The organism is Leptothrix cholodnii SP-6, assembly GCF_000019785.1.
Lineage (GTDB): Bacteria > Pseudomonadota > Gammaproteobacteria > Burkholderiales > Burkholderiaceae_C > Sphaerotilus > Sphaerotilus cholodnii.
Genome location: NC_010524.1, coordinates 3,960,239 through 3,973,044, shown reverse-complemented (window position 1 = coordinate 3,973,044; position 12,806 = coordinate 3,960,239). Strand labels below are relative to the sequence as shown.

General features: G+C 70.8%; 9 protein-coding genes. 7 read left to right on the top strand and 2 right to left on the bottom strand.

The annotated features are described in order from the left end of the window. The first annotated feature begins 27 nt into the window (after positions 1 to 27). From LCHO_RS17685 to LCHO_RS17655, 7 genes are all read left to right on the top strand, one after another. A complete protein-coding gene (locus tag LCHO_RS17685; RefSeq protein WP_012348552.1) occupies positions 28 to 696 on the top strand; it encodes a rhodanese-like domain-containing protein in 669 nt (222 codons plus the stop codon). 62 nt (positions 697 to 758) lie between these two features. After that, entirely contained in the window at positions 759 to 1,595 is an 837-nt protein-coding gene (locus LCHO_RS17680) for a redoxin family protein (protein WP_012348551.1), read from the top strand. A 125-nt stretch (positions 1,596 to 1,720) separates the two neighbouring features. Next, a complete protein-coding gene (locus LCHO_RS17675) occupies positions 1,721 to 2,083 on the top strand; it encodes a translation initiation factor Sui1 (protein ID WP_012348550.1) in 363 nt (120 codons plus the stop codon). A gap of 118 nt (positions 2,084 to 2,201) precedes the next feature. Next, entirely contained in the window at positions 2,202 to 3,158 is a 957-nt protein-coding gene (locus LCHO_RS17670) for a cation diffusion facilitator family transporter (RefSeq protein WP_043704456.1), read from the top strand. Between the two features lie 84 nt (positions 3,159 to 3,242). Further along, positions 3,243 to 3,635 (top strand): PAS domain-containing protein, encoded by a 393-nt coding sequence (locus tag LCHO_RS17665; RefSeq protein ID WP_012348548.1) that lies wholly within the window; start codon positions 3,243 to 3,245, stop codon positions 3,633 to 3,635. 9 nt (positions 3,636 to 3,644) lie between these two features. Then, on the top strand, positions 3,645 to 4,961 hold the full coding sequence (locus tag LCHO_RS17660; protein WP_012348547.1) for a GGDEF domain-containing protein: 1,317 nt from the start codon (positions 3,645 to 3,647) through the stop codon (positions 4,959 to 4,961). A 27-nt stretch (positions 4,962 to 4,988) separates the two neighbouring features. Continuing rightward, on the top strand, positions 4,989 to 6,800 hold the full coding sequence (locus LCHO_RS17655) for a putative bifunctional diguanylate cyclase/phosphodiesterase (RefSeq protein ID WP_012348546.1): 1,812 nt from the start codon (positions 4,989 to 4,991) through the stop codon (positions 6,798 to 6,800). Positions 6,801 to 6,824: 24 nt separating this feature from the next. Here LCHO_RS17655 and LCHO_RS17650 read toward each other — a convergent pair whose 3' ends face one another. Together LCHO_RS17650 and LCHO_RS22350 are read right to left on the bottom strand one after the other, a co-directional pair. Beyond that, positions 6,825 to 7,793, bottom strand: a complete 969-nt coding sequence (locus tag LCHO_RS17650) for a diguanylate cyclase (protein ID WP_012348545.1) — start codon at positions 7,791 to 7,793, stop codon at positions 6,825 to 6,827. Beyond that, a complete protein-coding gene (locus LCHO_RS22350) occupies positions 7,790 to 12,601 on the bottom strand; it encodes a PAS domain-containing hybrid sensor histidine kinase/response regulator (protein ID WP_012348544.1) in 4,812 nt (1,603 codons plus the stop codon). Before LCHO_RS22350 ends, LCHO_RS17650 begins: the two co-directional genes overlap by 4 nt. Between the last annotated feature and the right edge of the window lie 205 nt (positions 12,602 to 12,806).

The window sequence follows — 12,806 nt, the reverse complement described above, 5'->3', positions numbered from 1 at the left end:
GTCCCAACCCTCCATCCCGTCGACGCCATGAAACAGCCTGCACCTGCTCACGAATCCGCGCATTCTTTCGAGGCCACCGGCCCGGCCACCACCCGCAGGTCGGCCATCGGCCGCTTGGGCGGGCTGGCGGCAGCGGCGGTGTTGTGGCCGGTCGCGTCGGCCCGGGCCGCCGTCGATGCCGCGAGCTTGCCCGAGCCCAAGCGCACGCGCGCGGCGCTCTACCTGGAGGCGCGCGAGGTGCCGGCCTTCATCGATGCGCAGGGCGGTGCGGCGCGTGTGCTGTTCCTCGATCTGCGCACCCGCGCCGAGGCCATGTACGTGGGTATGGCCACGCCGGTGGACGCGCTGGTGCCCTACGTCGAGCATCAGGAACTGATGACCGACTGGGACGCGCAGCGCAACATCTACCGGCTCGAGCCGCTGCAGGATTTCGTGCCCGAAGTGAACCGGCGCCTGAGCGAAAAAGGTCTGGCCAAGACCGATGTCGTGGTGCTGATCTGCCGCTCGGGGGACCGCAGCAGCCGTGGCGCCAATCGCCTGGCCGATGACGGCTACACGCGGGTCTATTCGGTGGTCGACGGCTTCGAGGGCGACCTGTCCAAGGACGGCCGCCGCAGCGTCAACGGCTGGAAGAACGCCGGCCTGCCCTGGAGCTACAAGCTCGACAAGTCCAAGCTGTATTTCCCGCGCGGCTGACGGCGTGGCACACGCCGTGGGGCGCGGAGTCCGTGCCGCTGCGGCTCGCCGATACTGATCCGATGCTGTCGATCTCACTCGGGCCCCTGGCCCTGCCGCTCGCGCCGGTGCTGCTGTTGCTGTCGGGATGGGGGGCGTCGTGGCTGGCCTCGCGCCTGGCCGGGGGCGAGCGGGCCGCCGAGGCCGGCAATGCCGTCATCAGCGCGCTGTGGCTGGGCCTGCTGGCCGCGCGCCTGGCCCACGTCGCGCTGGCGGCCGACCTCTATGCGGCCACGCCGCTGGCCGTGCTGGACGTGCGCGACGGCGGCTGGCATGCGCCCACCGGCGCGCTGGCCGGTGCGGCCTGGCTGTTCTGGCGCGGCCTGCGCCGGCCGGCCTTGCGCCGCTCGCTCGGCCTGGGGGCATCGGCGGGCGCGCTGGCCTGGCTGGCCGCGACCCACGTGCTGGGCGTGCAGCAGGCGCCGACGCTGGCGGCGCTGTCGTCGATCCGGCTCACCGAGCCGACCGGTGCCACGGCGACCGATCTGGCGCAGGCCGCCCGCGGCCGCCCGGTGGTCGTCAACCTGTGGGCCAGCTGGTGCGGCCCGTGCCGGCAGGAGATGCCCGTGCTGGCGGCGGCGCAGCAGCGCGAGGCGGCGGTCGGTTTCGTGTTCGTGAACCAGGGCGAATCGGCGGCGGCGGTGCAGGCCTATCTGACCGATCAGGATCTCGCGCTGCGCGAGGTGCTGCTCGATGCGGGCTCGCGGCTCGGCCCGGCGGTCGGCTCGCGCGGCCTGCCCACCACGCTGTTCTACGACGCCGGCGGCCGGCTGGTCGATGCCCATTTCGGCGTGCTCAACGCCGTGGCGCTCGAAAGCCGGCTGCGGGTCTTGCGGGCCGGCGTCAGGACGGCACCCTGACCGCGCGCTCGCGCGCCGACCGAGGCACGTCCGGTCGCGCCGAGGCCGCTTGCGTGTAGGCTGCGCACCGCGTCGAGCGACGCCCCGACACCTCATTCCCTCGATTCGATCCAAGGCAGTTTTCCATGCCCACGCGCAGCAGCTCCGGCGGTCTCGTCTATTCAACCGATTCGGGTCGCATGTGCCCGCAATGCCGCCAGCCGATCGCCGGCTGCCTGTGCAAGCGCGCCGCGCCGGCACCGGCGGGCGACGGCATCGTGCGGGTCTCGCGCGAGACCAAGGGCCGCGGCGGCAAGGCCGTCACCGTGGTGCGTGGCCTCGGGCTCGAAGCGGGCGCGCTCACCGAACTGGCCAAGCGCCTGAAGGCCGCCTGCGGCTCGGGTGGCACCGCCAAGGACGGCGTGGTCGAGGTGCAGGGCGACCACTGCGAGCGGGTCGTCGAGGCGCTCAAGAAAGAGGGCTGGACGGTCAAGCGCGCCGGCGGTTAGGCCGGATCGAGCCGCATCGATCCTCATCGGACGTTCAGATTCGGCGGGCACGCTGGCTGCATGTCGCTTCCCGCGTTTTCCACTCTGCCTGGCGCCGTGCGCGCCGCAACCGATGGCCATGAACCTCGACGACCTGTCTGACGACCCCGATCACGACCTTCACAGCCCGGCCGAGCGCGCCGCCGCGGCATCACGCAGCACCTGGGTCAGCGTGGCGGTCAACCTGGTGCTCAGCATCACCCAGATCGCGGTGGGCATCGTCGCGCGCTCGCAGGCGCTGATCGCCGACGGCCTGCATTCGCTGTCGGATCTGGTGGCCGATTTCGTCGTGCTGCTGGCCAGTCACCACAGCCAGAAGGACGCCGACGCGGACCACCCGTACGGCCATCAGCGCTTCGAGACCGCGGCCTCGCTGGTGCTGGGCCTGCTGCTGCTGGCGGTGGGGGCGGGCATGTTGTGGTCGGCCGCGCGCAAGCTCGAGTCGCCCGAGACCATCGAGACGGTGCAGGTGATGGCGCTGTGGGTGGCCGGCGCCGCGCTGGTGGGCAAGGAGCTGCTGTTTCGCTACATGCTGGCGGTGGCCAAGCGGGTCAAGTCGAGCATGCTGGTGGCCAACGCCTGGCACGCGCGCTCGGACGCGGCGTCGTCGCTGGTGGTGGGCATCGGCATCATCGGCAACCTGGCGGGTTATCCGATCCTCGACCCGATCGCCGCGGCGATCGTCGGCTTCATGGTCGCCCGGATGGGCTGGTCGTTCAGCTGGGACGCGCTGCACGACCTGATGGACCGGGCGATCGACGAGCAGGAGGTCGAGGCGATCCGCCGCACCCTGGCCGAGACACCCGGCGTGCGCAACGTGCACGACGTGCGCACCCGCAAGATGGGCGACCTGATCGTGGTCGACGCCCACATCGAGGTCGACGCGCACATCAGCGTCGAGGCCGGCCACGACATCGCCGTGGCGGCGCGCCAGCGCGTGCTGCAGCGCCACCGGGTGCTCAACCTGATGACGCATGTGGATCCGTGGCACCGGCCCGATCTGGACCACGCCCGGCCCGGGCCCGGGTCACACTGAGCAGCCCTCAAGTTCATCTGCGCTGCGGCCGAAAACACGACACTTCCCCCGGTGTTTTCGCCGCAGTTCAAAGGAGTTCCCGAGATGAATGAAGCGCTGCCGCTGGTGTTCGACCAGCCTGATCTGGCTGCCTGCATCGGCACGCTGAGCGAGGCGCAGCTCGATGGCCTCGGCTTCGGTGTGATCGGCTTCGATGCGCAGGGTGTGGTGCGTGTCTACAACGCCTTCGAGTCGAAATATGCCGGGCTGTCGCCGCAGCGGGTGTTGGGCCATCCGCTGTTCACCGTGGTGGCACCGTGCATGAACAACTTCATGGTCGCCCAGCGCTTCGAAGACGCCGCCGCCAGCGCCGCCAGCCTCGACGCCACCATCGACTACGTGCTGACGCTGCGCATGCGCCCGGTCAAGGTCAAGCTCCGATTGCTGGCCGCGCCTGCCACGGCCTTGCGCTACGTGCTCGTGCAACGCCCGGCCTGAGGGCACGCCATGCCTGATCTTGCCGATGAATACGAGGCGCTGATCCAGTTCATGTACATGGCCCCGGTCGGGCTGGTGCAGGCCTCGATGGATGGCGAGATCGTGATGATCAATCCGATCTCGGCCCAGTTGCTGATGCCGCTGTCGCGCGGTGGCGACCTGAGCAACCTGTTTGCCGCGCTCGAAGGCGTGGCGCCGCAGTTGCGCGCCCTGACGGCCAGCTTTGCCGCCTCGCACGGCATGGTGTGCGACGGTCTGCGCATCCCGATCACGGCCGGCGCGCGAGGCCTGTCCGACGCGCAGATGCTGTCGATCAGCCTGCTCAAGCTCGACGAGACGCGCCTGATGGCGGTGCTCGGCGACATCACGCAACAGGTCCGGCGCGAGCGGCTGCTGCGTCAGAACGAGGCCTGGCTGAACGCCATCTTCACCGGCGTGACCGACTACGCACTCGTCAGCCTCGACGCCCGCGGCTGCATCGACGACTGGAATCCGAGCATCGGCCGGGTCACCGGCTTTGCCCGCGAGGCCGTGCTCGGCCGACCCTATTCGATCTTCTACCCCGAAGACGCCACCACGCCCGAGCGCCTGCTCGACCGCCTGCGCGAGGCCGATGCCAACGGCTGGAGCCTCGACGACGGCTGGCGCCTGCGGGCCGACGGTTCGCGCTTCTGGGGCAGCGCCCTGATCGCACCGCTGCGCGAGCGCGAAGAGCCCCATGTGCCAGCCTCTGCAGGCCGGCCCGGCGACACCGACGAGCCGGCCTATTGCCTGGTCTTGCGCGACATCTCCGACAAACGCGAGGCCTGCGAGCAGCAGCGCCAGGCCAACGACTGCGACCACCTGACGGGCATCGCCAACCGGCGGTCGTTTTTCGAGGCCGCAGAACTCGAACTGATGCGCGCGAGACAGTCGCCCCGGCCGCTGTCGATGATCCTGTTCGATGCCGATCATTTCAAGCTCATCAACGACCGCCATGGCCATCACGCGGGGGATGCGGTGCTGCGTCACCTGGCCGCCCTGCTCACGGCCAACTTCCGGCAGGTGGACGTGGTGGCGCGGGTGGGTGGCGAGGAGTTCGCGGTGCTGTTGCCTTCCACCGGACTGCACGGCGCCGTGCGGGTGGCCAACCGGCTGAGGCAGGCCGTCGAGGCGCAGACGGTGGAGGTCGATGGCGTCGAGATCCATTGCACCGTCAGCGGCGGTGTGGCCACAATGGCGGCCGGCCTGAGCGGACTGGATGCCTTGATGAAATGCGCCGACCAGGCCTTGTACGCGGCCAAGGCGGCGGGGCGCAATCGCATCGAATCGGCCGCCCCTGCCTGAGCGCGACTGAACCGGAGAGGGTCCACGATGCACATCGACAGTGATGACACCGCCCAAGCCCATGATGCCCATGAAGCGCTGATGCAGTTCCTGTACCGGGCCCCGATCGGTCTGGCGCAGACCACGCTGGCCGGGGAGATCGAGATGATCAATCCGATGTCGGCCCGGTTGCTGATGCCGCTGTCGCGTGACGGCGGTCTCGACAACCTGTTCGAGGTGCTCGACGGGTTTGCGCCCCAGCTGCGTGGTCTGGTGGCGGCGTTCGAGCCGTCCAGCGGGGTGGTGTGCGAGTCGGTGCGCATGGCCATCGAGGCCGGCACCGGTGGCCTGGCCGAGGCCCAGGTGCTGTCGGTGAGCCTGATGAAGCTCGATTCGGCGCGACTGATGGCCGTGCTCAGCGATGTCACCCACGAAGTGCAGCGCGAACAGCAGCACCTGGCGCGCCGGCTCAGCGATGCGGCGCGCATCGACAGCCTGACGCAGATGCCCAACCGCGCCGCGGTGTGCGATCAGATCCAGCGCGCTCTGCTGCTCGCGGCGACAGACGATGAACCGGGCTTTGCGGTGCTGTTCATGAACTGCGACCGCTTCAAGCAGATCAACGACACCCTCGGCCACGCCGTCGGCGACGAGGTGCTGGGCCTGATGGCCGACCGGTTGCGCGGCACGCTGCGCCGCCACGATCGTGTCGGCCAGATCGACCCGGACCAGCCGATGGCCGCACGCATCGGCGGCGACGAGTTCGTCGTGATGCTCGACGATCTGCGCCGCCCCGACGATGTGCATGCGGTGGCGCGGCGGTTGCTCGACGTGCTGTCCAAACCCTATGGCATCGGCCGCCATCAGCTGCACTGCAGCGTCAGCATGGGCATCGTGCTGGGGGCCCAGGCCCGCGGCGATGCCGACGCCGTGCTGCAGGACGCCAGCATCGCGATGGTCGAGGCCAAGCGCGCCGGTGCCGCACGTTACGTGGTGTTCGAGCCGGCCATGCGCGAGCGCGCGGCGCAGCGCGGCGACATCGAATCCGAGCTGCGCCGGGCGCTGGCCGAAGGCGAACTCTTCGTCGTCTATCAGCCCGTCGTCGGCTTGCAGGGCGCGGACCTGGTGGACGGCCGCATCGACGCGTCGGCGGGGGTCGAGGCGCTGGTGCGCTGGCGCCATCCCCGGCGCGGCCTGGTGCCGCCGCTCGAATTCATCGGCGTGGCCGAAGACTGCGGGCTGATCGGCGCGCTGGGCGACTTCGTGCTCGCCACCGCCTGCCATCAGTTCGTGCAGTGGCAGCAGGTGCAGGGTGAACGCGCGCCGCGCAAGCTGGCCGTCAACCTGTCGCGCGCCCAGCTCGGCCAGCCCGGTTGGGTGGACGCGGTGCGGCAGATCCTGCAGACCAGCGGCATGGCGCCCGGCCAGCTCCAGCTCGAAGTGACCGAAAGCCTGGCCGCGCAGGACGATGGCGTGCGTTCGCGCCTGCACGAGCTCAAGGCGCTCGGGCTGACGCTGGCGCTCGACGACTTCGGCACCGGCTATTCATCGCTGGCCAGCCTGCACCTGCTGCCGGTGGACACGGTCAAGATCGACCGGTCCTTTGTCAGCCAGGTCGACACCAGCCACCACCACCGCGTGCTGATCGAGGCCACCGTGCGGGTGGCCAACAGCCTGGGCATGAACACCGTGGCCGAGGGCATCGAGACCCGGGCCCAGGCCGACCTGGTGCGCCAGCTCGGTTGTGAAAAAGGCCAGGGCTACTTTTTCAGCAAACCGCTGGCTGCGGCCGACGTGGTGGGCTGGCTGGCGCGGCAGGGCCACGAGCAGCTGACGGCCCTGGCGGACAAGCAGGCCTGAGCAAGCCCGGACTGCGCACGGCCCTCAAGGCTGGTCGAGCTCGGCGCCGCAGGCCTGGTGGCGCCCGCGCGACTTGGCGATGTAGAGCTGGGCGTCGGCCTCGCGCACCAGTGCGGCGACGGTGGCCACGGTGTCCTCGCGCTTGCTGCACACCCCCAGGCTGACCGTGACCACCGGCGCGACCAGCGAGGCGTCGTGGGCGATCTGCTGGTCGAACACGTGCTGGCCGAGCTGATGCGCGAGTTCGAGCGCGCCCGACAGCGGCGTCTCGGGCAGCAGGCAGGCGAACTCCTCGCCGCCGTAGCGCGCCATCAGGTCGCCCGGGCGCTTGAGGCCGGCCTTGAGCGTGCTGGCGACGCGGCGCAGGCAGTCGTCGCCGGTCTGGTGGCCGTAGTGGTCGTTGTAGGGCTTGAAGAAGTCGACGTCGATCAGGATCACGCTGAGCGCGGTGCCGCAGCGCACCGCGCGGCCCCATTCGGTGGCCAGGCGCTCGTCGAAGTAGCGCCGGTTGTGCACGCCGGTCAGGCCGTCGATGTAGACCCAGTGGCGCAGCAGGTCGCTCTGCGCCTTCAGCGTGACATGGGTGCGGACCCGGGCGCGCACGATGTTCGGGTTGATCGGCTTGGAGATGAAATCGACCGCGCCGACATCGAGCCCGAGCGTCTCGGCCGCCTCGTCGCTGTGGGCGGTGACGAAGATCACCGGGATGTCGGCGGTGGCCGGATCGGCCTTCAGCCGGCGGCAGACCTCGAAGCCGTCCATGCCCGGCATCATCACGTCGAGCAGCACCAGGTCGGGCTGCTTGCTCAGGCACAGCGCCAGTGCCTGCGGGCCGCTGGTGGCCATGAAGACCTGGTGGTCGGCCGCAAAGACCTGGTACAGCGCCTGGATGTTGATCGGCTGGTCGTCGACGATCAGCAGGCGGCGGCGCCGGTTCGGTTCGTCGGACGGCAGGCGCGGGATCGGTGCGACTTCGGGTTCTGAGGCGTTCATGGCGCGTAAGCCTGGATCAGTTCGTTGCAGGCGCGCAGGGCGCGTTCGAAGTCGAGCCGTTCGACGGCATCGTCGAGCGCCTGAAGGCGATCGCCGAGCAGGGCGGCCGCCGGGTGCCGGTGCAGTTCGGCCAGCGCGTCGATCGCGCCCATGTCGCAGCTGTGCAGCAGGTCGCCCAGGTCGTGCAGCCGGCGGTGCAGGCCGGTCGCGTCGGCGGCGCCGGCATCGGGCTGCGACGCGGCGTGGCCGGACGGTGCCGGCGTGGCTGCCGATGCGGGCTCGGCCGGCAGGGCCTGCAGCAGCGCGGCCAGGTTCGGGCCCGCAGCGGTGATGGCGCGGCAGATCTGATCGATCAGCGGCCGTGCCTGCGTGGCGTTGCCGCCGTTGCCGAGCACCTGCTCGCCGATCGCCGCGTCGCGGGCCAGGCGGGTGGCGCCCAGCGTCGCGGCGACGCCCTTGAGGGTGTGCAGGGCCCGCCCCGCGGAGGCCAGGTCGCTGCAGGCGATGTCGTCGCGCAGCTGCGCGGGCAGCAGCGCCAGGTCGTCCACGAACACCCGCAGCATCTGCCGGTAGACCGCCAGCCGGCCGCCGAGCCGATCGAGTGCGGCGCCGAGGTCGACGCCCGCATCGGCAGCCGCCGCAAGCAGCGCCGGCGAGGCCTCGAAGCGGGTGGGCCGTGCATCGGCCGCGGCGGGTTCGCTCGATGGCGCGAGCCCGGCCTGGCGGCGCAGCACCTGCACCAGGTGGTCGATGTCGAAGGGCTTGCCGACGTGGTCGTCCATGCCCGCGGCCAGGCAGGCCTCGCGATCGGTGCTCATCGCGTTGGCGGTCATGGCCACGATCGGCAGCCTCGTCAGGCCGAGGTTCTGGCGGATCCGGCGGGTGGCGGTGTAGCCGTCCATCACGGGCATCTGAAGGTCCATCAACACGACATCGAACGGCCGGGTCGCTGCGGCCACCGCCACGACGGCTTCTTCGCCGTGGTTCGCAATCTGCACGATCGCGCCCTCCTGGGTGAGCAGTTCGCGCGCAACTTGCTGGTTGGTCGGATTGTCTTCCACCAGCAGCAGCCGCAGGCCCGCCAGCCGGTGCAGGCCGACTGCCCCGTTCCGGGCGCGGGCTTGCGGGCCGGGCTGCGCCGGGCGGGCATCGGCGATGGCGTCGAACAGCATCGACGCGGTGACCGGCTTGACCAGGAAGCCGTCGAGCACGCCCGGTTCGCGCTCGCTGCGCTGGGCCAGCAGCTCGCGGCCGTGGGCGGTGACCATGACGACGATCGGCGCCGCACCGTCGAGGCCGCGCTCGCGGATGCGCCGCGCGGTCTCCCAGCCGTCGAGGCCGGGCATCTGCCAGTCGACCAGCACCGCCTGGTAGCTGTTGCCCGCGCCGGCCTGGGCGTGCATGAGCGCCAGGGCCTGCTCGCCGCTGACGGCCAGGTCGACCTGCCAGCCCAGCGAGCGGCACATGCCACCCAGCACGTCGCGCGCGATCGGGTGGTCGTCGACCACCAGGGCGTGCAGGGCCGCCAGACGGGGCGGCGAGTCGGCCGGGCCGTCGGCCGGCTCGGGCGCCACCGGCAGCGTGATGCAGAAATGGAAGCGGCTGCCGCGGCCGGGTTCGCTCGCGACCTGCAGCTCGCCGCCCATCAGCGCCACCAGCCGCTGGCTGATCGCCACGCCCAGGCCGGTGCCGCCGAAGCGGCGCGTGGTGGAGGCCTCGGCCTGCGTGAAGGCACTGAAGATGCGGGCCTGGTTTTCGGCGGCGATGCCGATGCCGGTGTCGCGCACGGCGATCTGCAGCGTCACGCCGAGGGCGCTGCGTTCGCGCACCGCCACCGACACCACCACCTCGCCTTCGGCGGTGAACTTGATGGCGTTGCCACCCAGGTTGATCAGCACCTGCTGCAGCCGCATCGCGTCGCCCACCAGGGCGCGCGGCAGGGTGGGGTCGATGTCGAACAGCACCTCGACCTCCTTGCCGCCGATGTTGGCCGACAGGATCACCGACAGGTCGCGCAGCAGCTGGTCGATCCGGAACGGCCGGGCCTCGAGCACCATGCGCTCGGCCTCGGCCTTGGAGAAGTCGAGGATGTCGTTGAGCAGGCGCAGCAGCGAGCGCGCCGCGCCCTCGGTCTTGGCGACGTAGTCGGCCTGGCGCGGCGCCAGCTCGGTCTTGTGCAGCAGCGCCAGCATGCCCAGGATGGCGTTCATCGGCGTGCGGATCTCGTGGCTCATGTTGGCCAGGAACTCGCTCTTGGCGCGCGAGGCCGCTTCGGCCGCCTCGCGGGCACGCTGGAATTCGGTGATGTCGATGCGAAAGCCCACGGTGTGGCCGTCGGGCATGCGGCGCTCGACGATGCGCAGCGTGCGGCCGTCGTCGAGCGCCTGCACCAGCGGGGCGTTGCCGGCACGGTGCGCGGCCATGCGCTCGGCCACCCAGTCGTCGACGCGGCCGATCGCGTCGACGTACTGGCCGCGTTCGGCGCCCTTGCGCACGATCTCCTCGAAGGTGGTGCCGGGCACGATCAGGTCGGCCGAGGCGGCGTAGATGCGGCGGTACTTGTCGTTGCAGAACACCAGCCGGTCGTCGGGGTCGTAGAGCACGAAGGCCTCGTCGATGGTGTCGATGGCGCCGCGCAGCAGCTGCGCGCTGCGCTGCACCTCGGCCTCGGCCTTGCGGCGTGCGCTGATGTCGGTGTAGGTGGTCACGAAGCCGCCGGCGGGCAGCGGGCCACCGCGGATCTCGAGCGAGGTGCCGTCCGGGCGCACCCGCTCGAACTGGTGCTGCACGACCGGCGAACGAGCCCGGTCGACGATGGTGCGGATCTTGGCCTCGATGTCGTCGGGGCCGTATTCGCCGTGTTCGGCGTTGTGGCGGATGATGTCCTCGAAGCGCGTGACCGGGCCCTCGAACAGGCGGTCGGGCAGGTCCAGCAGGCTGCGGAACTGGGCGTTCGCGGCCACCAGCAGGCCGTCGGCATCGAACACGCTCAGGCCGCACGGCAGGTTCTCGAGCACGCTGGCCAGCACCTCGTTGTTGCGCCGCAGCTCCGACTCCAGCTCGCGCCGCGCGGTCACTTCCTGCAGCGTGCCGAGCATGCGCACCGCCTGGTCGCCGACGAATTCGGTCTCGCCGACGGCGCGCACCCAGATGTGCTGGCCGCCGGCGGTGGTGAACGGCAGCTCCATGTCGTAGCCCTCGCCGGTGGCGATGCTGCGTTGCACCGCCTGTTCGAGCAGCGGCCGGCTTTCGGGGTCGAAGTACGACATCACCTCGGTCAGGGTCGGACGGTGTCCGGGCTCGACGCCGTGGATGCGGCAGGTCTGGTCGGTCCAGAGGATTTCCTGCGTGCCGAGGTCGTAGGACCAGCCGCCCACGCCGCCGATGCGGCCGGTGCGGTCGAGCAGGTCCTGGCTGGCGCGCAGCGCGGCTTCGGCGTGCTTGCGCTCGCTGATGTCCATGTGCGTGCCGGCCATCCACAGCGGGCGTCCGCTCTCGCTGCGGCCCGACAGCTTGCCGCGGTCGAGCACCCAGACCCAGTGGCCGTCGCGGTGGCGCATGCGCACCTCGCACTCGTAGGCGGGCAGCGCGCCGTTGAAGTGGTGCTCGAGCAGCACCGCCGAGCGGCGCAGGTCGTCGGGATGCGTGAGCGCGCTCCAGGTGCCGATGTGGGTGGGCGCCAGCTCGTCGAGCGTGTAGCCGGCGATCCCGGCCCAGCGTTCGTTGAAGATGGTTTCGCCGGTCTCGACATTCCATTCCCAGGTGCCGACGTCGGTGCCGGCCAGGATGTTGGCCAGGCGCTGCTGGCCGCGGGTGAGTTCGAGCTCGGCGTGCTTGCGCGCCGAGATGTCGAGGTGGATGCCGGCGATGACGAGCGGGCGTCCGTGCGCGTCGTGCCCGGTCACGCGCCCGCGGCTCTGGATCCAGACCCAGTGGCCGGCCTTGTGGCGCATCCGGAACTCGGCCTCGTACTCGCTGCTGCGTCCCGTCAGGTGCGACTCGCGCGCCTGCTCCACGCGCGCCAGATCGTCGGGATGCACCAGCGACGGGAACGAATGCGCCCGCAGCAGCGCCGTGTACTCGGGCAGCGTGTAGCCGAGCATCTGCGCGTAGGCCGCGTTGACGCGGTTCTCGCTTTTCGCCAGGTCGTGTTCCCAGGTGCCGGCCTGGGTGCCGTCGATGATGGCGGCCAGCCGCCGGCGCTGGTCGGCGATCTCCTGCACGGCGAGCTTGCTGGCGCTGATGTCGGTGGCGATCTCGACGAAGCCGATCACCTGGCCGGCGTCGTCGTGCACCGGCTGCACCTCGGTGTCGACCCAGACGTCGTGGCCGTCGGCCGCCCGGTTCAGGATCTCGACCCGGCAGCCGACGCCGGCCGCGGCCGAACGCAGCAGCGTGTCGATCGCCGCCGGCGAGCTGTCCGGGTGGCCCAGCAGGCGGCCGGGGGTGGCGCCCAGCGCCTGCTCCGGGCTGTAGCCGTAGACCTGCGTGAAGGCGTCGTTGACCCAGGTGATGCGCAGCGCCCGGTCGGTGATGATCACCGCGTTGGAGGTCCGGCGGGCCACCAGCGCGAGCAGCCCGTGTTCGGCCAGCCACTGCTGCATCTGCGATTCGACCTGCCGGCAGCGGCGCACCCGGCGCCACAGCCACACCGCCAGCACGGCGTTGCCCAGCAGGCCGGCGGCGCTCGCCAGCCATGGCGCCCAGGCGTGCTGCGGCGCTTCGGGGCGGGCGTCGCCGGCCGCGACCAGCAGCCAGCCCGCGATGGCCGCCGCGCACAGGCTCAGCACGATGGCACCTGCGGGCATCACGGCGTCCGAGCGCCAGCTGGATTGATCCCGCAACATCGACGACGGCGCCTTTCAGAAGTCTGTTTTCGGTGATGGCCCGTGTCGGCTCCCGGGGGCCGAGCCGGCCGGATGCCGGGGCGCGAAATTATCGCGGTGCCTTCGTGCCCGGTCTGTGGCATAGGCCTCGGATTCGGTGCCCTCCTGGCGGCGGGCTCCGGTTTGA

Excerpts from the sequence above, each read along its gene's own strand:
- LCHO_RS17685 (WP_012348552.1), top strand. The coding sequence starts at position 28 with ATGAAACAGCCTGCACCTGCTCACGAATCCGCGCATTCTTTCGAGGCC.
- LCHO_RS17680 (WP_012348551.1), top strand. The coding sequence starts at position 759 with ATGCTGTCGATCTCACTCGGGCCCCTGGCCCTGCCGCTCGCGCCGGTG.
- LCHO_RS17675 (WP_012348550.1), top strand. The coding sequence starts at position 1,721 with ATGCCCACGCGCAGCAGCTCCGGCGGTCTCGTCTATTCAACCGATTCG.
- LCHO_RS17670 (WP_043704456.1), top strand. The coding sequence starts at position 2,202 with ATGAACCTCGACGACCTGTCTGACGACCCCGATCACGACCTTCACAGC.
- LCHO_RS17665 (WP_012348548.1), top strand. The coding sequence starts at position 3,243 with ATGAATGAAGCGCTGCCGCTGGTGTTCGACCAGCCTGATCTGGCTGCC.
- LCHO_RS17660 (WP_012348547.1), top strand. The coding sequence starts at position 3,645 with ATGCCTGATCTTGCCGATGAATACGAGGCGCTGATCCAGTTCATGTAC.
- LCHO_RS17655 (WP_012348546.1), top strand. The coding sequence starts at position 4,989 with ATGCACATCGACAGTGATGACACCGCCCAAGCCCATGATGCCCATGAA.
- LCHO_RS17650 (WP_012348545.1), bottom strand. The coding sequence starts at position 7,793 with ATGAACGCCTCAGAACCCGAAGTCGCACCGATCCCGCGCCTGCCGTCC.
- LCHO_RS22350 (WP_012348544.1), bottom strand. The coding sequence starts at position 12,601 with ATGCCCGCAGGTGCCATCGTGCTGAGCCTGTGCGCGGCGGCCATCGCG.